Source organism: Hymenobacter sp. R533113 (assembly GCF_056835965.1).
On sequence record NZ_JAKWBD010000001.1, the window covers coordinates 758894 to 781706 of the forward strand.

At 54.0% G+C, this 22813-nt stretch carries 19 protein-coding genes; 8 read left to right on the top strand and 11 right to left on the bottom strand.

Translation table 11 applies throughout. From position 1 onward, the window contains the following. Positions 1-191 precede the first annotated feature (191 nt). Positions 192-1256, bottom strand: a complete 1065-nt coding sequence (locus MKZ35_RS03560) for an IS701 family transposase (protein WP_482511431.1) — start codon at positions 1254-1256, stop codon at positions 192-194. 120 nt (positions 1257-1376) lie between these two features. On the opposite strand from MKZ35_RS03560, the gene MKZ35_RS03565 reads away from it, so the two are divergent. The 3 genes from MKZ35_RS03565 (at position 1377) to MKZ35_RS03575 (ending at position 6657) form a co-directional block, all read left to right on the top strand. After that, on the top strand, positions 1377-3482 hold the full coding sequence (locus MKZ35_RS03565; protein ID WP_482511833.1) for a M13 family metallopeptidase: 2106 nt from the start codon (positions 1377-1379) through the stop codon (positions 3480-3482). A gap of 547 nt (positions 3483-4029) precedes the next feature. After that, positions 4030-6126, top strand: coding sequence for a M13 family metallopeptidase (locus MKZ35_RS03570; RefSeq protein ID WP_482511834.1), 2097 nt, complete (start codon positions 4030-4032; stop codon positions 6124-6126). Between the two features lie 135 nt (positions 6127-6261). After that, positions 6262-6657, top strand: a complete 396-nt coding sequence (locus MKZ35_RS03575) for a hypothetical protein (RefSeq protein ID WP_482511835.1) — start codon at positions 6262-6264, stop codon at positions 6655-6657. A gap of 242 nt (positions 6658-6899) precedes the next feature. Here the strand turns inward: MKZ35_RS03575 and MKZ35_RS03580 are convergent, their stop codons facing one another. From MKZ35_RS03580 to MKZ35_RS03590, 3 genes are all read right to left on the bottom strand, one after another. Further along, a complete protein-coding gene (locus MKZ35_RS03580) occupies positions 6900-7598 on the bottom strand; it encodes a peptidylprolyl isomerase (protein WP_482511836.1) in 699 nt (232 codons plus the stop codon). A gap of 257 nt (positions 7599-7855) precedes the next feature. Continuing rightward, entirely contained in the window at positions 7856-8761 is a 906-nt protein-coding gene (locus tag MKZ35_RS03585; RefSeq protein WP_482511837.1) for a manganese catalase family protein, read from the bottom strand. Between the two features lie 322 nt (positions 8762-9083). After that, complete coding sequence (locus MKZ35_RS03590; RefSeq protein WP_482511838.1) at positions 9084-10277, bottom strand: zinc dependent phospholipase C family protein; 1194 nt, start codon at positions 10275-10277, stop codon at positions 9084-9086. Between the two features lie 465 nt (positions 10278-10742). Here MKZ35_RS03590 and MKZ35_RS03595 point away from each other — a divergent pair, with 465 nt between their 5' ends. After that, the gene (locus MKZ35_RS03595) at positions 10743-11774 is read left to right on the top strand and encodes a hypothetical protein (RefSeq protein ID WP_482512261.1); all 1032 of its coding nucleotides are present in this window, start codon (positions 10743-10745) and stop codon (positions 11772-11774) included. A gap of 352 nt (positions 11775-12126) precedes the next feature. Continuing rightward, complete coding sequence (locus tag MKZ35_RS03600; protein WP_482511839.1) at positions 12127-13017, top strand: N-acetylmuramoyl-L-alanine amidase; 891 nt, start codon at positions 12127-12129, stop codon at positions 13015-13017. 139 nt (positions 13018-13156) lie between these two features. Here MKZ35_RS03600 and MKZ35_RS03605 read toward each other — a convergent pair whose 3' ends face one another. Both MKZ35_RS03605 and MKZ35_RS03610 read right to left on the bottom strand, forming a co-directional pair. Beyond that, a complete protein-coding gene (locus tag MKZ35_RS03605; protein ID WP_482511840.1) occupies positions 13157-13837 on the bottom strand; it encodes a hypothetical protein in 681 nt (226 codons plus the stop codon). Between the two features lie 137 nt (positions 13838-13974). Further along, complete coding sequence (locus MKZ35_RS03610) at positions 13975-15258, bottom strand: amidohydrolase family protein (RefSeq protein ID WP_482511841.1); 1284 nt, start codon at positions 15256-15258, stop codon at positions 13975-13977. Positions 15259-15408: 150 nt separating this feature from the next. Here MKZ35_RS03610 and MKZ35_RS03615 point away from each other — a divergent pair, with 150 nt between their 5' ends. Beyond that, positions 15409-15666 (top strand): acyl-CoA-binding protein, encoded by a 258-nt coding sequence (locus tag MKZ35_RS03615; RefSeq protein WP_482511842.1) that lies wholly within the window; start codon positions 15409-15411, stop codon positions 15664-15666. A gap of 201 nt (positions 15667-15867) precedes the next feature. On the opposite strand, the gene MKZ35_RS03620 is transcribed toward MKZ35_RS03615, so the two are convergent. Both MKZ35_RS03620 and MKZ35_RS03625 read right to left on the bottom strand, forming a co-directional pair. Then, positions 15868-16089, bottom strand: a complete 222-nt coding sequence (locus MKZ35_RS03620; protein ID WP_482511843.1) for a CDGSH iron-sulfur domain-containing protein — start codon at positions 16087-16089, stop codon at positions 15868-15870. A gap of 107 nt (positions 16090-16196) precedes the next feature. Next, positions 16197-16718 carry a GNAT family N-acetyltransferase gene (locus MKZ35_RS03625; protein ID WP_482511844.1) on the bottom strand — a complete coding sequence of 174 codons (522 nt, stop codon included), beginning with the start codon at positions 16716-16718 and terminating at the stop codon, positions 16197-16199. Positions 16719-16856: 138 nt separating this feature from the next. Between MKZ35_RS03625 and MKZ35_RS03630 the strand changes: the two genes are divergently transcribed. Both MKZ35_RS03630 and MKZ35_RS03635 read left to right on the top strand, forming a co-directional pair. Beyond that, a complete protein-coding gene (locus MKZ35_RS03630; RefSeq protein WP_482511845.1) occupies positions 16857-17516 on the top strand; it encodes a hypothetical protein in 660 nt (219 codons plus the stop codon). A 103-nt stretch (positions 17517-17619) separates the two neighbouring features. Beyond that, positions 17620-18243: a deoxynucleoside kinase gene (locus MKZ35_RS03635; protein WP_482511846.1), complete on the top strand. Its 624-nt coding sequence runs from the start codon at positions 17620-17622 to the stop codon at positions 18241-18243. Positions 18244-18315: 72 nt separating this feature from the next. Here MKZ35_RS03635 and MKZ35_RS03640 read toward each other — a convergent pair whose 3' ends face one another. The 3 genes from MKZ35_RS03640 to MKZ35_RS03650 all read right to left on the bottom strand — a co-directional run bounded on the left by MKZ35_RS03640 (position 18316) and on the right by MKZ35_RS03650 (position 22643). Then, positions 18316-18984, bottom strand: a complete 669-nt coding sequence (locus MKZ35_RS03640; RefSeq protein ID WP_482511847.1) for a DUF2461 domain-containing protein — start codon at positions 18982-18984, stop codon at positions 18316-18318. A 213-nt stretch (positions 18985-19197) separates the two neighbouring features. Next, positions 19198-20016 (bottom strand): MOSC domain-containing protein, encoded by an 819-nt coding sequence (locus MKZ35_RS03645; protein WP_482511848.1) that lies wholly within the window; start codon positions 20014-20016, stop codon positions 19198-19200. Positions 20017-20138: 122 nt separating this feature from the next. Beyond that, positions 20139-22643: a T9SS type A sorting domain-containing protein gene (locus MKZ35_RS03650; protein WP_482511849.1), complete on the bottom strand. Its 2505-nt coding sequence runs from the start codon at positions 22641-22643 to the stop codon at positions 20139-20141. Between the last annotated feature and the right edge of the window lie 170 nt (positions 22644-22813).

The window sequence follows — 22813 nt, forward strand, 5'->3', positions numbered from 1 at the left end:
GTTCACTAACGGCCGTGGCGGCTGTCAGCTAATAGTGCAATGAGGGCAAAAGGTGGGTGAGGAGGCAGGGCGGAAAGTGAAGGAAATGTATAGAAGAGTTTATTCAAAAGCAAGACGATATATATTATTTTTTTACTATTCAGTACTGCTCACCATTCTTGCTAACATCTAGGTAGAATTAATCCCTGATGTTACGCACGGAGTAGGCCAAGTTGGTGGTACATGGCTTTGAGGCCCACGGCGTAGAGCTGGGCTTTGAGGCGAAAATGGCCCATCCCACACTTGAGTTTGAGTATCTCGAGCTTGGTGTAGGCCAGCACGGCCGCGAAGAAATGATTGGCCTGCGTGGTCAGGGTTTTGGTGGGCGATTTGCCCATGGAGGCATTCTGTTTGAGCGATTTATGATATTCTTCCACTTTCCACCGTCTCTGGTAAATCGCAGTCAACTGGGCCTGGTTCAAGTCGGTGTCGCTGCTGACCAGATATAACACGCCCTGGCTGCCGTCTTGGTTTGTCAAGACGTGCCTGCTCACCAGCACCGCCTCTTGGACGGCCCGCAAATAGACCCGCAGGGGCTGCGTATCGGGAAACACCAGCGTTTGCACGGCCTGAAACTGGCCTTGCGCCCGTGCCGCTTCGCTCAGGGCCACGGTGCGGGAGGATTCGAGGGCAAAGACGAAATGGTGGCCCAGGGCTCGCACCAAGCTCATGTTCTCGGCCGAGGCATACCAAGTATCGGCCAGCAGGTAGCGGTAAGCCACTTGTTGCTGGGCCACGCGCAGCATCTGCTGCAGGTACTCGTTCTTGGTAAAGGCACTTTGATAGCTGGTTTGCTGGGTCTTGGCATGGTAGACCGGGACCGTTTTGCGCACCAGCTCGACGGCCAGCGGCAGGGCCAACTCGCCGGCCTGGTAGAGCAGGCTGACGAAATTCAAGCCCTTCACGTAGCGCTGCTGGCTGTGGTCCCAGTGGGTGCAAATCAGCTCGTTGGCAGCGGTATGGGCCTTTTCCAGAATCGAATCGTCGACGATAAGCACCGCAAATTCCTCGGCTCCACGCTGGGCTTCGGCCTGGCGAATCAGCGGCTTGGCCGCTCGCCAAATAGCGGCCGAGCCCCACGCGGTGCTGCTCAGCCAGCGCGTGATCTGGTCGTGGCTCAAGGCCCCGTCTACCAGGCGCGACAAGCCCGTGGCCGTTGTCGGACCCGTCGAACTCAACAAATAATCCGTGTACAAGTCCAGCGTGCAAGTCGTCATAAGCGTAGTAAACGGGCAGAAGCCGACTCTGACTGCGTAACAGCAGTTAATCCCTCATCCATTTGCACGCTTTCGTTTATCTTTCTTGCCTCAACCTCCTCTTCACTCATCCAAGTTTATATGAAAAACCTGAACAGTCTGACGCTGGCCGCCGTGGCCGCGGCGAGTCTTGCCTGGGCCGGATGTAGCTCGTCGAAGACGCCGACCTCCTCGGATACCGCTTCGACCACGACTACCACCGCTGCGGCGCCCGTTGTGAAAGGCGTGGGCCTGGACCCGGCCAATATCGATTCGTCGGTAGAACCTTGCGAGAACTTTTTCCAATATGCTTCCGGCACATGGCTGAAGAATAACCCCATTCCGGCCGCTGAATCGCGCTGGAGCTCCTGGAACGGGCTCATCAACCAGAACGAGGCCGTGATGCGCCAGATTCTGCAAGAGGCTGCCGCTAACACCAGCGCTGCCAAGGGCTCCAATGCCCAGAAAGTAGGCGATTTCTACGCCTCGGCTATGGATTCGGCTGCTATCGAAGCGGCTGGCTTGAAGCCCATTCAGCCTGAGCTGAACCGCATTGCCGCCATCAAAGATCTGAAAGGCTTGCAGGCGGCGCTGGCGCGGCAGCAGATGCTGCGCACCCGCTCCGTATTCGGCGCCGGCGTGGCCCAGGACCGCAAAATCAGTACGCAGTATGCGGTGTATCTGTCGCAGGGCGGCCTGAGCTTGCCCGACCGTGACTACTATCTGAAGGAGGATGGCCGCTCCAAAACCATTCGCACGGCTTACATGACATATCTGACCAATATGTTTACCCTGCTGGGTGATAATGCTACTACCGCCGCCAAGAACGCTAACACCGTGATGCGTTTGGAAACACGGCTGGCGAAGGCCTCAAAGGACCGTGTAGCCATGCGCGACCCGTACGCCAACTACAACAAAATGACGGTAGCCGAGGCCAACAAGCAATTTCCGAACATGAATGTGCCCGGCATGTTGCAGCAGCTGGGTGTAGGCTCAGCGAAGGAGGTTATTGTAGGCCAGCCTGATTTCCTGAAAGAGGCCAGCACGGCGCTGAAATCGGAGCCTTTAGCCGACTGGAAAACCTACCTGCGCTGGCACGTAGTATCGTCGGTGGCCGATGCGTTGCCGAAGGCTTACGCCGACGAATCGTTCCGCTTCACGCAGGTGCTGACGGGTGCTAAAGAGCAGCAACCCCGCTGGAAGCGCATGCTGCGTGCTACCGACGGCGCGTTGGGCGAAGCGTTCGGCCAACTCTACGTGGATAAGGCTTTCACGCCCGAAACCAAGGAAAAGGCTATGGAAATGGTCAACAACATCCGGGAGGCTATGTCGGAGCACATTAAGCAGCTGGAGTGGATGAGTGCTGCTACCAAGACCGAAGCGCAGAAAAAGCTGGACGCCTTCGTGGTGAAAATTGGTTATCCCGATAAATGGAAGGACTATTCCGCACTGGATATCGCGCGCGAGTCGTATGTGCAGAACGTGCTGAACGCCCGCATGTGGGATTATAAGTACAACGTGAGCAAGTTCGGCAAGCCAATCGATCGGGGCGAATGGGGTATGACGCCGCCCACGGTGAATGCCTACTACAACTCATCTTTGAACGAGATAGTGTTCCCGGCCGGCATCATGCAACCGCCGTTCTTTGACCCCAACGCTGATGACGCGGTAAACTACGGCGGTATGGGTGCCGTTATCGGCCACGAAATCACGCACGGCTTCGACGACCGTGGCCGCCAGTCGGATGCCGAAGGCAACCTGCGCGACTGGTGGACCAAAGAGGACGCTGAGAAATTCACCCAGCGCGCCGACATGGTGGGCGCGCAGTACAGCGCTTTCTCGCCTCTCGACTCGGTGTTTGTGAACGGCAAGCTGACCATGGGCGAAAACCTGGCGGACTTTGGCGGTCTGAACATTGCCTTTACGGCCTTGCAAAAGCAGCTGAAAAAGAAGTATCCTAACGGGGATGTGCCTAAGTACGACGGCTTTACACCTGAGCAGCGCTTCTTCCTGTCGTGGGCTCAAATCTGGCGCACCAACGCCCGGCCTGAGTATCTGCGCCAGCAGGTTTTGACCGATTCGCATTCGCCAGCGCAGTACCGCACCAACGGCCCACTGATGAACATGCCCCAATTCTTCGAAGCTTTCGGCTGTAAAGAAGATGCCAAAATGGTACGCGCCCAGAACCAGCGCGCCCGCATCTGGTAGGAATCGACTTAGTTTAATTAATGCTTAAAAAAGCCCCCCAGAAAAGTCTGGGGGGCTTTTTTGCAACGATTGGCCTCACCCCCCAGCCCCCTCTCCAAGGGGTAACGCGCATGAAGCGTTTGCGGGGGAGCCAGACGACTCGTTCAGGGCGGCTGCGGCGGCTGCCGCAACCGCTGCCACAGTACGGTCTCTGGCGAGAAAAAGCTTCCCATTTGTTATCGGGGGGCTTTTGTAGTATGAATAGCTGATGTTACGCAGTGAATCGCTCAAGATGCAGGAAAGAAGCTTTTGCTGCTTAAGAGAAGACTGTTTCCAGGTAATCAACCAATGCGGTGCGTAACATCAGTGAATAGTACTACCCTGCTAGCAGGAAACCGGTAGCCGTCGTGGAGGCGCGAGCCGATAGGGCGGCGTAGGCCCAGCGTCAGGCTCCCCTCTCACCTTGGAGAGGGGGCTGGGGGTGAGGCCAATCGTTGCACAACTTTTTCTTTATCTTTCTTCATCGAATTGTCTATTTCCCCTTCTTTTCTTGCATTTCCACCCACTTATGAAAAAACAGAAAAGCCTGACCCTGGCTATGGTAGCCGCGGCTGGGCTCGCCATGGCTAGCTGCGCCACTAGCACTCCGCCTGCCACCACTGACGCTGCCACCACCACTACTCCCGCCCCAGCCGAAGAGCCTATGGTAAAAGGCGTAGGTCTGGATGTGGCTAACCTCGATAAAACGGCTGATCCTTGCCAGGATTTTTTCCAGTATGCATCGGGTAACTGGCTGAAGAACAACCCTATTCCGGCCTCTGAGTCGCGCTGGGGTAGCTTCAACGAGCTAGCCGACAAGAACAACGCCGTGATGCGGCAAATTCTGGATGAGGCCGCGGCCAACACCAGTGCTGCCAAGGGCACCAACGCCCAGAAAGTAGGCGACTACTACTTCACGGCCATGGACTCGATGGCCATTGAAAAGGCTGGTATTACGCCTCTGAAGCCTGAGCTGGACCGCATTGCGGCCGTGAAGGACCTCAAGGGTTTGCAAGCGCTGCTGGCGCGCCATCAGATGTTGAGCACAGGCGCGTTTTTCGGAGCCCACGTATGGCAGGATGACAAGATTAGTACCCAATATGCTGTCAATCTGCTCCAGAGTGGCCTGAGTTTGCCCAACCGCGATTATTATCTTAAGGACGATGCCCGGTCCAAAGCCATTCGTACCGCCTACACAAGCTATCTGACCAATACGTTCAAGCTAGTGGGTGACGACGCGGCGACGGCGGCCAAAAATGCGGCCACAGTTATGCGCATCGAGACGCGCTTAGCCAAGGCCAGCAAAGCCCCTGTGGAGCTGCGCGACCCGTATGCCAATTACAACAAAATGACGGTGGCTGAGGCCAACAAGCAATTCCCCAATCTGGGTTTGCCTACCCTGTTGGCTAACAACAAGCTGGGCGCTGCCAAGGAAATAATTGTAGGACAGCCAGCCTTCTTGAAGGAAGCCAGCGGCCTCATGAAGGACACGCCGCTGGCTGACCTGAAAACCTACATGCGCTGGCACTTCGTGACCTCCATGACCCCGGCTCTGCCCAAGTCATTCGTGGATGAGTCGTTCCGCTTTAATCAGGTGCTCAGCGGCGCGAAGCAGCAGCAGCCCCGCTGGAAGCGTATGTTGCGCGCTACCGACGGGGCATTGGGCGAAGCGTTCGGTCAGCTGTACGTAGACAAAGCTTTCCCCGGCGAAGCCAAGGCAAAGGCTTTGGAGATGGTAAATAACCTGCGGGCCGCTTTCTCGGAACACATTCAGAAGAATACCTGGATGAGCGCCGCCACCAAGGCCGAAGCTCAGAAAAAACTGGACGCGTTCACGGTGAAGATCGGCTATCCTGATCAGTGGAAGGATTATTCGGCTCTGAACATCAGCCGCGATTCGTACGCTCAGAACGTGATTAATACCCGCATCTGGGGCTTTAATGACAACGTGAGCAAGTTCGGCAAACCCATCGACCGCAAGGAGTGGGGCATGACGCCGCCCACGGTGAACGCCTACTACAATCCGTCGATGAATGAGATTGTATTTCCGGCCGGCATCCTGCAGCCGCCGTTCTTCGATCCGAAGGCTGATGATGCCGTGAATTACGGAGGCATGGGTGCCGTTATCGGCCACGAGCTAACCCACGGTTTCGACGACCAGGGCCGGCAATATGACGCCGAAGGTAACCTACGCGACTGGTGGACCAAAGAGGACGCGGAGAAGTTTGAAGCTCGGGCCGCCATCGTAGGTGCGCAGTACAACGCTTTCTCGCCCCTCGACTCGGTATATGTAAACGGCAAGCTGACGATGGGCGAAAACCTGGCCGACCTCGGTGGCCTGAGCATTGCCTACACCGCTTTGCAGAAGCAGTTGGAAGGCAAGCCTAAAACCAAAATTGACGGCCTGACGCCGGAGCAGCGCTTCTTCCTGGCCTGGGCCCAAATCTGGCGCACCAATGCCCGGCCCGAGTATCTGCGTCAGCAGGTGCTGACCGATCCGCACTCGCCCGCGCAGTTTCGCACCAATGGTCCGCTCCAGAATATGCCTCAGTTCTTCGAAGCCTTCGGCTGCAAGGACGACGCTAAGATGGTGCGTGCTGAAACCAAGCGTGCCGTTATCTGGTAGAATGTCTGGCTTTTGAAGCAACCAAAAAGGCGGCCCGCATCATGTGGGCCGCCTTTTTTACTGTTAGAATAAGCAAGTCAGAGCAGAGTTCGTAGTAGCTGGATATAGCTATCAAATTTTGCCCCCCAGAATCTTATGAAAAGTCAATTTCCCTCGCGGCTGCGGTATTTACTGCCCAGTGTCTTCATTTCGTTTATGCTGCTGATTGGTTGTCAGAGTACGGAAGAAAAGCTGCAAGACCACCTCACCAATCCGAAAGCCGGTGATGTGTATGTGGTGAGCTACCAGCCCGCGGGCAGCACCAAGCCCAGCTACTTCTACTACCAGCTCGTCCGCTTCACCACCGACAGCGCCTTTTTTCATCCCGCCCGCCGCGAAGTGCCTTCTGCCGACATTAGCCTGGAAAAGGAGCCCGACTTATTTAACCCCGATGATACCAAAAGCTTCTCGCGCCAGGAACTGCGGGAGTTTACCCAAGCCCAGCAAGGCGACGCCTATAAGATTCTGCTCACCACTATTCGCCGCGAATAAGTAAGGGAGTACATTTCTAATCCAGCCTGTCATGCAGAGCGCAGCGAAGCATCTCGCGTGTAGTCGTTGCCACTCTATTCTGTCCTGCTTGATCTAGCGTCCGCTTGTCAAAGCATCTCTACTGACTACTATAACCTCAACGAAGCGGCTGAGATGCTTCCTTTCGTCAGCATGACCGCCTGTACTAGTGCAACTAAACACGCGAGATGCTTCGCGTTGCTCAGCATGACCAGCTTTTGGAGTTATTCTACTACTTCAGCTTTAATAGGAACGTCTTTCAGCGGCCATTTATAAGGATCTACGGGCTCGGAGGCTATTTTATCAATGACCTCTAAGCCTTCTACTACTTCGCCAAAAACCGTGTATTTGCCGTCCAAAGCGGGCACGCCGCCTACGCTGGCGTAGGTACGAACCTGCTCGGGGGTGAGGGGGCGGCCGGCCATTTGGCGCGATTGATCAGGGGTGAGCTTTTCGCCTTGCACGAAGTAAAAGTCGGTGGAGGAGGAGCGACGGTCGGGATTTTGATCGTCGTCGTAGCGGGCCATGCCCAGGGCGCCGCGCTTATGAAAACGCTGGGGTCGAAACTCCGGCGGCAGGCGGTAGCGGGCAATGCGGATAGTGCGCCGCTCGCCCCGTCCGCCCTGAATAGCAAACCCTTTAACCACACGGTTGAACACAGTTTCATCGAACACGCCCCGACGCGCCAACAGCAAAAAGTTGGCTTTATGAACAGGCGTATCGTCGTAGAGGCGTACGCGCATATTGCCGTGGCGGGTGCGGATGATTACCTCAGCGGCGGAATATTGCTGCAGGTAAGGAGTGAGCAACGCGGCCACGTTGCTATCGGCTAGAGCCGTGAGGTCGGGGCCGGGAGTAGTGGGGGTGGTGGGCGCTTCGGCCTCGGTGGGGGGCGTTTTTTCAGCTTGGCCGCAGGCAGTCAATAATCCAATGCTTAGTACGATAGCCCAGGAGACAAATCGGCGCTTTGGGGGGCAAATTTGAGGATAAGCAAAAGAAAAGCGCATAAGACCAAATAGATACATAAGTCGACTCCTGCCCACAGTCCGTTAGGTAAAACCTAAAGCTAAAGAATAGCGCGGAATCGATTTTCGCGCTACATCTCACCACAAAAAAGGGTGCTGCCCTCTCGGAAGAAGACAACACCCAAATCTAAGCAGCTACCGTTGAAAGCAGCCAGTTACATTTTCATCCCCATTTTCTTGGCGATGTGGTTGAACATCTCGGGGTCATAATCATCGGCACCAGGCGAGTTGAGCTGGGGTTCCTCTTCCAGCTTGGGATACGGCACGCCCTGAAAACCACCCTGAATTAATTCCAGCGGCTGGCCATCCTCGGGGTGAGCACCATTCCAGATAATCCCGGCCTGCTTGTAGTCGTCGGGGCTGAAGGTGTAGAGCTTGAGGTGCAGCTTCTGCTGGTCCTGCAGCTTTTTGGCTTCGGGGAAAGCATCATTGCTCAGCTCGGGTACGGGCACCAGCTTGGTTACTTCCACGCCGGTCAGCTTTTCGAGGGCTTTGGCATAGGCCACTACGTGCAGACCACCGCGCACTAGCAGGTAGCCAATCATGGTGCGGGCGCAAGGGTCCGATACCATTTCGTACACGCGCATTTTGTTGGCGCGGGCACCACACTCCAGGAAGAAATTATGCAGCAAATCCAGCTTCAGGTTGCCGCTGCTGAACACGTTCTGGCCGGTCCAAGGGTTACCCATAGAGTCGACGGGCAGGGCGGTCTGGCCGCTGGCAATAAAGTGGTACGAGTTGCGGGCATCTACGGCATCTTTGAGTGGTGCCGGCACGGGGTCTTTGCCCCGCACGGTAGAACCGGTCAGCAGCAGGTTGATAGCGTATGATACAGCCTCAATGTGGCTATACTCTTCCGCCGCAATCGAGCAGGTCAGATCGTAGAAGGGGCGGAGCCGGTCGCGGCCCCGGAAGTTGAACGACTGAAACGTGTAGTTCATTAGGGTCGACATCTCCCCGAATTTGCCCCCCAGCAGCTCCTGTATAGCGGCAGCATCATTGGGCGATGGATTTTTGGGCTTGGGCAATTCGATGGCCAGCCGATCATAGCGTAAGATCATAGCGGTAGTGTGGTGAAAGATGGAGTGAAGTGAAAGAATAGCGTACCCCGCCTAGCCCAAGAGCCCGACAAAGCCTATCTAACCTTACGGCCCAGTCATTCCTAAGTTCAGTATAAATAATTGAAGCTCAACTATATATTAAAATGCTCCTTGGTGCTAACTGGTTGATTACAACAGTGTCTGTGTGCTTGCTGCCCCCATTTTAATCGTAGAAATTAGCTGCGCCTTCCAAAGCAGGGCTAAAAAAACTTCCCCCAAAACCCGCTTGGAGGGGCCGTTGGGGGAAGTTGAAAGGGCGATGAAAGCGGCGCTGGGGGCAATTTTACCAGCCGTCGTCCGCTTTTTTGGCTTTAGCTTTTTGTTTCACGTTGCCAGCCTCCGTTTTCACTTTGGTCTTTACTTTTTCCGGAGACGCAGGCATAGAGGCTGGCTCGGGGGTCGGGATGATGGCAGGAGCCGGGGCGGGTGGAGCTTCGGCGGGTGCAGTAGTGGTTTGGTCGGCGGAGTTAATTTCGTCTGCCTTTTCCACTACCTTTTCTTTCTGCATGGCCAACAGCATATTCTGCGGCACCAGCTCGTTCTTGTCCCAAAGCTTTAGCTCGGCAGCAAGCTTGGCTTTTTCCTCTTTGCCGGGCTTGTGGCTCATCAGTGCGTTAAGATCGGGCTTGCCGGCATCCTGCCAGGCGGTGAGCCACATGGAAGCTACTGCCGTCGGTGCCTGCTTGAGCCGATACGCCACCATACCGCCCACTTTATCGTGGTAAGCATCCGCGAAGGCATCGGAGTAGGAGCGGCGCGTCTTGCCGTAGCGGTGCGAGAAGGTGTATTTGGTTTCCGGCGTGAAGTTGCGGGTTACGGCCTCTTCCAAATCGAAAGTAGCCCCCAGAAAGCCATATGACTCCTGCACCACCGCCCAGATAGCCGCCTGCGGGTCCTTGATGTATTTGGCGGGCTTGCTGTCCAGCTTGTACTTGGCAATATGGCGCTCCGGCAGCTTTGATTCCCAGAGGCTGTGCATGCCGGTCTGGCCGCTGAGCTGGCCATCGTAGTTCACGGTGGTGTGCAGGGGCACATACGCATCCGCGATGTAGTGACAAAGGTCGGCGGAGAGGGCGATGATGGCGGTAGTATCGCGCTGGCGAAACGCCTCCGTCAGCTTTTCCTTTACCTCTAACACCGTCCACGGCACCGTGCCGTACTTGCGCAGGGTATCGGCAGTGTATTTGGCCGTAGCTTCCTCCCAGGCTTTGGGCATATCGCCAAACGGGTCGTCGCCGAAGTGGTCCATATCGATGAAGTGGCGCGGCGCCTCCGTAGGGTCGGCTTCGCGGCGCTCATCGGGCGCAATGGACTTCTTTACTATTTCACCGAGGTGGCGAAAGTAAAAGGCCTGCATAGACTTTGGCAGGGCATACACGGCTACCTGAGCAATGGTTTTGTGGGCAAAAAAGCCCCAGCCATTGGATAGCACGGGCAACACCAGCACCAACGTAAGTGTGATAAAGAGTTTTTTCATAACGGCAGTAGAAAGCCAAATAGAAGGATGCCGCGAAGTTCGGTATTTTCCGGAGTAGGTGGTTAAAAGAGATTAGAGTTGTTCCTAAATACAGAAAAGCGCAACTCCGGCGGTCATGCTGGATCTGGCGTCCGCTGGTCGAAGCATCTCTACTGGTTACTAATCTCATTTAGCATTGCAACGAAGCGGTAGAGATACTTCGACCAGCGGACGCCAGATCCAGCATGACCGCCTTTTTTCGTTTCTGCTTATTCAGCAACAAGTCTATTAAGTAAAAAGGCGGTCATGCAGAGCGAATGCGCAGCATCTCGCATGCTGATGTTGCTCTACTCAAGGTGGTCATGCTGAGGAATCGAAGCATCTCTATTGGGTAATAACCTCAACCAAGCGGTAGAGATGCTTTGACAAGTGGACGCCAGATAACGCATGACCGCCTTATTACCTTATCTTATCTTCGCTCCGCCCATGACCAATATCTCCAAAAAGAAGATCTATTACTCCATCGGTGAGCCGCTTCGGCAGTACCTGCACGAGTTTGACCGCGAAACCCGCCTGCCCGTCACCTACAAAGACCTGACGCGCTTTAGTGGCGCCTATCCGCTGCTCGACCGCAACGGCCGCGATACGCTCTGGGAAACGGTTTACTATGAGCCGTCGGCTTTGCAGGAGCTGGCAGCCGGACTGACGGAAGTGTACGCGCTGCTGAAAACCGATGGCGACCTTTCCTTCAGCGAGCATCTGCTCACCGATAGAATCGACTATTGCCGCTTCGGCAACTCCAATCCCTTTCGGGTGCGCATTGTCAATCAGTTTAATGATAACTATGACTATTTCTACGTGAAGCGCGCTGATGCTTCGCGGGTGTATGGGCTGGAGTTGGAGCATATTCTGTCGCCTAATAGCATCAACTACCTGGTCTGTGGCGAATCGCTGATTGAAGAACATATTGCCGGCATTCCGGGCGACGATTTCATTCGCGACCACTTGCAGCGCCCTCACCTCAACCAAGTCCGCATTGCCAAGGAGTTTGTGAAGTTTAATGAGCGCTGCTTTGCCCGCCTGCTGGGCGATATGCGCGCCTATAATTACGTGATTGATGTAACGCCCGACTTCGAGGACGAGCAGTATCGTGTGCGGGCCATCGACTTTGATCAGCAGAGCTATGAGGGCAAAAAGACCATGTATCTGCCCCAGTTCTTCAAGGATAACCGGGCCGTGGTGCAGCTGTGCAGCAAGCTGCTCACGGGCGAAAGCATTCGGCAGTACCAAACCGAAGAGCGAACCCTAATGGCCCGCCGTGCCCGCGCCGAACGCTACCGCCTGAAAGACCTGATGGACTGCATGCGCCCCGACGAGCTATCGACGCCCGAAAAGACGACGATTTTGCAGCAGGAGCTGAATCAACACCATCATACTACTCAATTCAACCGCTGCCGCACAATGGGCGACATTGTGCGCCTGAATCTGCGGCTCATGCTGGGACGGCCGCGCCCGTAGTAGGCCGGGTGGCGCCACGACTTTTCAGCCGCAGTACCACTCCGCTTTAAACCGCCTTCCCACACCGATACCCTGGTCGTGCACCGTAACATCCAGAGCGCCACCAAACTCAATATACCTCCGAGCACATCTAGCCAGGCAGATGCTACAGCTCCCTGCGCTTCGGGCGTGGGAGAATGGCTTGCATGTTCCGGTAGAATTGGCGAAATTAAATGATGGTATTTGGCAGCTGGTAAAACTACGGTTGAAGTGCGCCTTGGACAGAAGCCAGGCTGAGCCTATTTGTGCTATTGAAAACAATCCTTGCTGATCTGGAAGGAAATAAATCCAATACACTTTAAAACCTCTGTTTATGATAGTTGAAAAGCATTGGCTGAAAGCCGAAAGCCCAAACGAGAAAATCGTAAAATCAGAGTCGCCAAATGTTAGGGATATAATCGACCCCGATTATTTAATTATTCATTACACGGCAGGCGATACGGCCAGATCGGCGGTTGATTGGTTTATGAATACGAGAGATAATCCGGATAGAATTGCTGCTCATATTGTCATTGACCTGGATGGAACCATTACGCAACTGGTTCCTTTCAACCACAGGGCGAATCATGCGGGAAGTAGCGTATGGGACGGGGTAGAAAACTTCAATTTTCACTCAATCGGTATTGAGATTGTAAATCCCGGGTTTTGCGAAAAGCTTACCGACGGTACCTTTAAAAGAAGGATTACGGCCACAAAACACCAAGTATATCCAATTGGGAGAGCTCAGGATATCCTGGAAGCAATGCATAAGCATAAGTTTTGGAACGCAAGCGATAATAAGCATTGGTTTAGATTTCCGGCGGCACAGCTTAGAGCGCTTTACACGTTAAGCAAGGTCTTAATGGACCACTACGAGCTAATTACGGTGTTGGGACACGATGATATCTCTCCACTCAGAAAATCTGATCCGGGGCCTTGTTTTCCCTGGAAGGAATTTAAAACAAACGTTCTGGGGAGAACAGACGACGTAGGAGACACCTTCGTGGTGACAACAGATGGTACCAATTTTAGAGTGGACCACTCAACCAATTCGGCGGTAATCAAAAAACTAAATAAAGGATATAATGTGGGTTTGATTGAAACCTTTGGTGCCTGGGATAAAGTCTATCTAGCGAATGAAAGAAAGGAATTATTAAAAGATAACCGTTGTGTAAAAACTATTGGCTGGATTCATTCATCTTTATTAAATATACATAGGAGTTAAAATTCTTGGGTTTGTCATTTAAAATAAGATTTAGGATTTTTCTCCCGCGCAGCGCGAATTACACATGAATAGTCATTAGCTACGTTTGATTCACGCTGCGCACGAGGCGGAACGGGTTTTCGCGCTACGGCCGAAGCGATTACTGCCCCAATCCAATGCTCATGCCCAAGGAAATTTCCAGGCCGCCAGGACTAATGGCCTGCACCAGGTTGCGCATCTCACGGGAAGGCTGCGAGCCGCTCATGTACGTTACCGGGTCGCCGGTGAGGCGCGCGCCGTAGCCTAGCGTACCGATGAGCCCGACGCGGCCTGGCTGCCAGCGCAGGCCGGAGCGCAGGTGCAGTATGCCGCTGGGAGTTATCGTATAAAAGGTTGTTTCCTCGTTGGGCAACCCTTCATTCAGGGTTAGCTTTACTTCATCGAGCCGGCCGGAGCGGGATAGGTTGGCCCCCAGGTATGGGGTAAGCTTTCTGTCTGGATTGAAGAAGTGCCGGACGCCAATGCCAATTTTGCCCCCCACGCCCAGCCCAATGCCCGCGTTTACGTCTGTGCCGGGGCCGAGAAGGTAGGCATAAGAAAAGCCCAGTCCGCCGTAGGGACCGCCCCAGCCCAGGTCTATGCCCAGCGACGACTGGCGGTAGAGGTTAGGGCTGGGGCTGCCAACAGGGGCTGGCTGTCCAGCATATATGGTGGAGCGGGTAGCGGGTGCCACGGGCGAAGATGGCATAGCAGGCGGCCGGGTATTCAACTCTGTTTGGGCCAGAGCAGGTACCGCTATGGCTATAGTCAACAGAGAGGTAAGCGTGGTGAAGATTTTCATGTAGATAAAATGAAATAAAATACGTTTAGTACAAAAGAAAACCGGAAACTACTCAAATATAGTAGTGCTGATAGAAACCCGTTATATCCAATTGGTTCCCAATTTTCAGTGCCCAACCCGTTAGGCAAGCTTCATGCCTATTCTTGTTTATATACCATTCCCTGCTTCATCACAAAACGCACGCGCTGCATAGTGGCAATATCTTGCAGGGGGTCGCCATCTACGGCTACGATGTCGGCGAGCTTACCCGCTTCAAGGGTGCCGAGCTGGTCGCTTTGGCCGAGTAGGTCGGCGGCGTGGATGGTGGCGGCGCGCAGGGCTTCGATGGGGGGCATTCCGGCTTCTACCATGTAAACAAATTCCAGTCCGTTGGCTCCGTGGCGAAATACGCCGGCATCGGTGCCAAAGGCAATCTTGACGCCTGCCTTATACGCCCGCCCAAACGTGGCTTGCAGCTTCGGCCCGATGCTCTGCGCTTTGGGCGTGACCACAGCCGGATAATACCCCGCGATTTTGGCTGAGTCGGCTACCGACTTACCAGCCGTGATGGTGGGGACGTACCAAGTGCCGTTTTTCTTCATCAGCTTCATGGTTTCGTCGTCCATGAGGGTGCCGTGCTCGATGCTGGTTACACCGGCCCGAATGGCGCGCTTCATGCCTTCAGCGCCGTGGGCGTGGCAGGCCACTTTCAGGCCCAGGTCGCGGGCCGTTTCCACGATGGCCCTGATTTCAGCCTCGGTCATCTGGGCACTGCTGCCGTCTTTGGCTACGCTGAGCACGCCGCCGGTAGCGGTTATTTTGATGAGGTCGGCGCCGTTTTTATACTGCTGGCGCACGGCCTGGCGGCCTTCGTCGGGACTGTTTACCACGCCGTCGTTGGGGCCCGGATTACCCATCAGGTCCTGGCGGTAGCCGTTGGTAGGATCGGCGTGGCCGCCCGTGCCGGAGAGCGACTTGGCGGCCGTGAAGATGCGCGGCCCGACCACCTGGCCGCGGTTGATGGAGTTACGCAGCGCCACATTTACGCCCGAGCCGCCCAAGTCGCGGACGGTAGTAAAGCCCGCCATAAGGGTTTTGCGGGCGTATTCGAGCGATTCAAACGCTACATCAGCGGGATTCTTAGTGAACTCGTCGAGCTGGTTGGTTTTGCTGGTTTGGTGCTCCAGATGTACGTGCATATCGAGCAGGCCGGGCATCACGGTTTTATTCTTCAGATCAATAATCTTATCGGTGCCGGTGCCAGCCGCATAGCCGCTTTTCACGGCGGCCACGCGCCCATTATCAACTACGATGGTCATTTCGGGTTGAATACGGCCCGTGCGTACGTCGAGCAGACGACCACATTGCACGTAAGTTTTTTGGGCGTGAGCGGCGGAGAGGCTTAGCAAAAAGCCCCCCAGTAGCGCAGTAAAAAGACGCATGGGTAGGGGTTTGGTGGGTTGTGAGTGGGGCAACGCGGGCTTGCCCGATACATATCGGATTCCCGCACTATTTGCAAGGTGCAGTAGAAAACTCGTAACTCGCAACTCTTGGTAAATAACCTGTTACTTCCACCTCATAACCTGACCCTCATGGCCACTACCGAAGAGTTTGAAGTCGCCGCACAGCGCGCCCAAGAATTACCCACCAAACCCTCCAACCTGGTTCTGCTTCAACTCTACGCCCTCTACAAACAAGCGACCGAAGGTGACATATCCGGGGACCGGCCCGGCGGCTTCGACTTTAAAGCTATTGCCAAATACGACGCCTGGGCTGGCATCAGCGGCAAGTCGCAGGACGCTGCCCGCCAGGAGTATGTGGATCTGGTGACGTTTCTGGCTGACGCTTAAATCATCTGAATCGCGGATTTTGCAGATTAGTCGGATTTCTCGGATTTCGAGGACGACTTTCAATTGATTCACACCGCTTTTATAAGAAAAAGCCCCCCAGAGTGTCTCAGGAGGGCTTTTCTTTTGGCAGCTGGCGGAATAAACAGAAATCGTCCTCGAAATCCGAGAAATCCGACTAATCTGCAAAATCCGCGATTCAGATTAAACCTTCGGAGCAGGCAAATCGAAGGCCGTGGCATCGTGCTCGAAATGGCCTTTGTGCGAACCGTCGCAGAAAGGTTTGTTGCTGGAAAGCCCGCACCGGCAGATGCTGATTCGTTCGCGCCCGCCGAGGCCGTAGACATTGCCCTGGGCGTCAACGAGTTCGATCTCGCCCTCCACGCGGAGAGAGCCGTTGCTAAGTACAGTGAGTTTAGTAGCCATGTTTTGGTTGGTTGATGAATTTTATCTGATGGTAGGTAATGCGCTAATGAGTATTGCTGGCACAGTAAGCCATACCCTATACGATTGAATCCTGAAAACGGAAAAGCTTAGTTCAGCTCCTTGCGCATCACGTAGTCATTCATCCAATATGGCCCGATAGCAACGTCCTCCTCCCGGTGTTGCTGGAAGCCCTGGCGCTCATAGAAGCTGATGGCGGGGTTGTAGCGGTTTACGTTCAGCTCCAATGACTGGCCGCCAGCTGAGCGCGCGGCTTCCTCTACGGCCAGCACCAGCTGCTGCCCCAGGCGTTGGCCCTGATGGGAAGGCAAAACGTAGATTTTATGCAGCTTGAATACGGCTTCGGTGGGCGCTGGCAAACGAGAAAAGGAGGCGTAGCCGGCTGGTTGCCCATCGGTGCGCATGAGCAAAAATACATGGCCTTCAGTCGTCATTTGACGCTCCAAAGAAGCCTGCGTGTAAATGACGCGGTACATATAGTCGATTTGCTCCTTCGAGATAATGAAGCGGTAAGTAGGTTCCCAGGTGGCTTCGGCCAGCTGAATAATAGTCGGGATATCAGCCAAGGTGGCTGGCTGAATGCTGACGGAAGCGGTATCGGTGGCGGGCATAAGCTGCAAAAACGCAAATTTTAGGATAACAAACGTGCATTCTTGCTAGTAGGAGGCATTTTGGGACGGAAATTGTATTGTGCCAGCAATAAATTGCCCCCTGGGGGGCGTTTTTACGTCACTCTCTACTTTGTTGTCATGAAAAATATTTTGCTTCCAGCTCTCTTCGGAGCCGCCAGTTTGCTACTCGCTCCACTAAGTGCCGCTGCCCAACAAACGAAGGAGCCTGCTTCTGCTACCAAGCCAACTTCGGCCGTAGAGCGTGACCTACGACGGTTTGGTGACTGGGTAAGTGAAAAAATGACCCGCGCCGAAGATGGTGCCCGCCGCGAGTGGCCCAGCGTAATGGCCGATTATGACCGTCAAAGTGCCCGCCTCGACCGCGCCACCGATAGCTTGTCGGTGCAGTCGCGCCGCGAGTACGCCGCCCAGAAAGCCCGCTACCAAACCTGGGCCGTCGAGCAGCAGCGCCTCGATAGCACCGCCCGCCAACCCGAGACGGTTGCCCAGATCCAGAGCCGCCTGCTGAGCGAAAATGTGAATATCAACCGCGCCCGCGCCACTGAGCTGCCCGATCTGTACGCTCGTCTGCTGGAAACTACCCGCGAGCAGCGCCGCCGCTGGACTGCCGCCAACTGGAGTGAGGCCTCTGCCGTGCTGGCCCGCCTCAATGCGCGCTACGAGGACGTACGGACCCAATTGCCCACCGAAGAGCGCCTACGGGTGCGGTCGTGGCAAGCCGAATTCCGGACGCTGGAAAAAGCCCGCGACGTAAAAGAAATCATCGATAACCGTTAAGCTGCTATTTGAACGAGTTAACGCGGTTCGTGGGCGATAGTAGGTGGGCTTCGGTGTGGATGCGCTACTTTTGCGCCTCACATTTTAGCTGCCCACCTCGCTCATGCACATCGCCATCGTCGGAAACATTGGAGCCGGCAAAACCACGCTGGCCAATAAGCTAGCGCATCACTTCAACTGGGAGGTATTTCTGGAAGACGTAGATGATAATCCCTATCTCAAGGATTTCTATGATGAGATGCCCCGCTGGGCGTTTCATCTGCAGGTGTATTTCCTGAACAGTCGCTTCCGCCAAACTCAGCGCATCAAGCAAATCCAGAAGGCAAATAAAGGCGTCATTCAGGACCGCACGATCTACGAAGACGCGCATATATTCGCCACCAACCTGCACCAGTCGGGCCTGATGGCCGAGCGCGACTACGACAACTACCGCAGCCTGTTCGACTCCATGATTAGCATGGTCGATCCGCCGGACTTACTGCTCTACCTGCGCGCCGATTTGCCCAAGCTCATTCAACAGATTGAGCGCCGCAACCGCGACTACGAAAACAACATCAAAATTGAGTACCTCAAGCACCTCAACGAGCACTACGAGCAGTGGATCAGCAGCTACAAGGAGGGAAAGCTGCTCATCATTGATGTCAACAATCTCGATTACGTGAACAATCCCGAGGATCTGGGTATCGTTATCGAGCGCATCAACAGCACGTTGTTTGGCTTGTTTTAAAGTACTTGTCTGTATGTAAAAAAGCCCCCAGAACTGTCCTGGGGGGCTTTTTTGTATGTAAGAAAGTACTGCCTATCCTTCCGTTAGCGCCTGATTCAGAAACTGAACCAGCGGCTGTGCGGCCCGCAAGGACGTCACTATCTCCTGCGCGAAGTTGAGCTTAAACACCTGAGCATCAGTGAAATAGCGCGATACAAAGAAGTCCTTGAGCTTTAGCCATTCCAAATTCGGGTCGTTCTTGTCGTAGCCCTTGGGTGGGCGCTGAAGCCGCTCGCCCTCCAGGCCATCGGGGTAATATCGGAGCATATCAGCTTCTTGACGGATGGCATGAAACGCGGGAGCGTTATAGTGAATCTCCTGGCGGATGCGCGCTACGGCTGGTGTTTCGGGCCGCCATTTGCCGGCTCCTACCCAACTGGTTCCATGGGGCCCAACGGCAAGGAAATAGCCCGCCCAGGGTGAGTGCCGCCCGTCGCGGGCAAAGCCAGCGCCCATGTGCTTTTTATAAGGCTCATTGCTTTGCTGAAACCTATCATTCTTGTTGATGCGGTACTGGCTGGCCGCGGCGGTAAGGCCCGCCAACTCCGGCTCAAACTGCTGCAAACCTTGCAGCGCAGTTTGCACCAGCTCCGTAAACGCCGCGCGGGCGCGCTGGTACTCGCCACGGTGCGCGTCCATCCAGGGCTTGTTGTTATTAACGGCCAACTCGCGCAGGAAACTCAAAACGGGGGAAAGGTCCATGTAGCCGTACAGTAGTGTTAATGCGGAAAAAATGCTTATGGATGCAAAAGCAAGATGGAAGTAAAATCACGCTATCTCACAAGCGAGGCTAACGCCCGCTTCGCGCGTTATTTTAACACCTTTTTCCGCATTAAGTCTAGTATACTGGTAAAAAGTGCAGAAGAGCGCAGTTGTGCGCCCTTTGGATCGTTATAGATGAGTTGACAGCCCTTATCACTTATAGCTAATCACCGTTAGCTCGTCTCCAACCTGGAGCTTCCCGTAGCCGGGGCCCGTCACGTTTTGGCCAAACATAACTTTGCCCCCCAGCGTGCGGTAGGAGGCGAGCGTACGCAACGTTTCGGGGTTTTTCTGGCCGGTCTTCTGGTCGATGGTAGTAACCACGCATCGTCCGCAGGTCTCTACGGCTTTAAACCCTAGCTCGCCAATCCGAAACTCCTGCCAGGTATCTTCAAGGTGAGCCAAACCGCCACTAAATACCAGGTTGGGCCTGAAGCGGTTCATTGGTACCGGCTCGGCAAGGCGGCCATTCAGCTCGTCCAGCGAACCTTGCCCGATAAGCAGAAAAGGATAAGCGTCAGCGAAGCTCACCACTGCATCAGCCGGATTAAGCTCAGGATCGACGGGCCGCATGGCCATATCCGACATATACACCAGGCGACAGGTGCGGCTAAGGGCCTCCGAAAGCCATTCGTCGGCCGCTCGCTCGCCGCGCCAGGCAAATACAAAATCATCCCAGATGGTAACAAACAGGCTGCGCTCGGGCCTGGCCTCAAATGGCACGAACAGAGGAAGCAAATCCGGGCGGGTGCGGTGGGTGATCAAGAAGCCATTGTGCGCCGGCGCCACCTGGAGCAGCGCCATCTCGGCCGTCTGCCGTTGGGTCATAAACTGGTTGCGCTCATTCACAATCAGCCAGCGCCGGTCGTAGCGCAATCCACGGGCTTCGATGGTGGCTTCCTGGAGGCGAATGCCCCCCAGCGACTTAACAGGATAAATATAAAGGTCTTGTAGATGCAGGGTATTGGACATGCAGCGAAGGTAAGCTCAGGCGGACAGATGCGCCCCAAGTTGGCAACTGGGGGGCAATTATAAAAAAGCTTCGGCGCAATGGAAGCCATTGCGCCGAAGCTAATAAGAAAACGAAAGGAAGCTTATTGCTTTATGAAGCGGGCATTTTGCGTGCTCCGATTAGCCCCTAGCACGCGTACCATATACACACCTACGGGCAGTGCGCGCACGGAGAGAGTAGCGGGGGCAGAGTCATTAAACTCCTGGCGCACTACCCGCTGACCACGAGCGTTATAGATCTCCGCAACATGCTTGCCAGCAGACAATCCGTTTAGGGTAAGTACGTCGGTAGTGGGTACCGGGCTTACCGAGAAGGCGACCAGGCCATCACCACGAAGCTGCACTGTTACGGGCTGCGAGTACACCGACTTGCCATCCAGATCGATCTGGCGCAGGCGGTAGTAGTTATTCACGCCAGCCACCGCCGAGCGGTCGAGGTAGTTGTAATTGTGGCGCTGGTTAGAAGTACCATTACCACCTACAAAGCCAATCTTCTTCCATTCGCCCAGATCAGTGCGGTGCTCTACATCAAAGCCTTTGTTTTGCTGCTCCGAGGCAGTAGTCCAACTCAGACGCACCGCGTTGCTTTCGGCCTTGCCCGTGAAGCTAACAAGCTCTACGGGTAGGGGAGCATTATTGGAGCTGAGCGAGAAGTAGCCGTTATTAAGCGTAGTGGTACCCACGAATTGCAGGAGGCTGGTGTTAGGAGTACCAGTGTCAATGCTATTTGTATTCACTCCATCAACTAACGCGTACGATGCAACCGGGTCTGCTGATCTATATAGCTTCAAAGACGAGGGTTCATTACCCTCAAGCTCATTAGGGCTATTCTTGCGGTAGCTAAACTGAATAGTCGTATTTACGGGTTGTCCATTAGTAGAAGTGAGCAAGAAACGCCGCCGAATTGTTTTGGTAGCAGTTGAGCTAGTTGGGTTTCCAGTTACACCAAAGCCGCCCGTAATTCGCCGGGCTGTCACATTACCTTCCTGACCTAAAGCAGAGTTGATCGTCAGCCCAATACCCTCCTCAGACGTGATACCACCAAACTTATAAGTGCCCGGAGTAACGATATTTCTGGAAGCCTGAATGTTACCTAGCAAGTACCCATTTGTTGCTTCCACAAAGGTCGCTTCAGGTCTTAGGGTTACTAGGTTTGAGCCCGTGGCAAGCGTTCCAGCATTAATAGCCAAGGACGAGGTAATGATTACATCACTGGTTAACGTCTTGGTGCCCGTTCCCTGAACAACTAAAGCACGATAGGTACTGCCTGTGATAGTTTGGTTGCCACCCGCCAGAATAACCTTTGTATCAGTCTGAAAAGAAGTTGGCTTTGTAAATAGTATGTCTCCACCAACACTAATACCACCGTTACCGCCATTACTTAAATAGGAGAACGATGGTTTGTCATCACCCCTTGGAGCGATGATCAGGCTGCCAGATATGTAAACAAAAGCATCAGAAGCATTTGTTGCTGGGCTGAAGTCAAGCATATTGTTGGGGCCAATAACCAAATTGCCCAAAATATTCCATTCTGAGGTATTTGGACGGGGAACGTCGGTACGGGTAACAGTACCTTCTGGTCTGTTTAATGTGAATTCTGGAGTGTTTAACGTGAAGTCGTAGGCCCGAAAGCTTCCGAAATCAGAAAAGCCTCCAGGTATATAGGTAAAGCTGGGAAGGGGAGTGTTGCCCGGACCCAAAAGTGGACCAAATGCATTGTTGTCCGAACCTGCTGATGTGTTTAGGACGGTGAAGTAGTAATTCCAGTTGAAACTACTTTTACTATCACGTGGGTTCTCTCGTGGTACCTGACCAGTGGTACCACCACGAATAGTTGGGTCTTTACAGAATACACCGGGCTCATCGCATTTTTTGTCTCCAATAAAGGGACCGTCCTCACCGTAGGCGATGTGGCCAAACCAATTGAAGTTTTCCGGGCGCTTACCACTCAGAGGGTTGCTAGGGTCAGTAAGTCTACCAATCCTGGCCCAGGGAAGGGAGAACTCCTTTATCGTACCAGGGAAGTTTCTTTCTGGGTTGCAATAACTCCACCTAACATCATCCTCACAATCCTCCGGAGTTTCTTCGCCGGTGGCATTGTCAGCATACTGGCCGGTACCTTCGCCAACTTCGGGGTCGATTGGGAATTCTACTTTCCCAGCCCACTGGTCAGATTCTTTGTTGTAGCGACGGTATTCATGGTGAAATTTTTCTGCGTTAATAATGATATCTGCCTGAAAGGGCAATTTGCCATTAACATCTAGTACAGCAAATCCATCTTGTCGGCCCGCTGGCCCATTTACTAATACCTCAGGGTCAATATCCAAATAAAGAACGGCGCCTTCCTGAAGATTAGCTTCCTCAATAGCAATGTAAAGGTTCTCATCGTCCCATGTCATGTGCCAGATTATACCATTAGCATCCTCTACTTTATTGCTTGTGGTCTGATACTCATTGCCATATTCACCCGGACTGACAATGCCATCAATAACAGGAGCCGGCCGAAATTGAGCCTGCGCTACTTGCGGCGCACCCAGTGAGAGAAAAACGGCCCCTAAAGCCGCTAATGCATTATGTAAAGATTTCATATAGGCGATTTTATTTTTGCAGTCTTAATACGGGCAAATGTAGGTAATAAGTTATATTATTTTGACTAAATATTGTGATAATAATTAGTTAATCTATATAAAGTGCCACAAAGTTCAACCAGATCAACCTCAACAGTACTTATAGAAGCAGGCAGAATTGTGCATTTCGC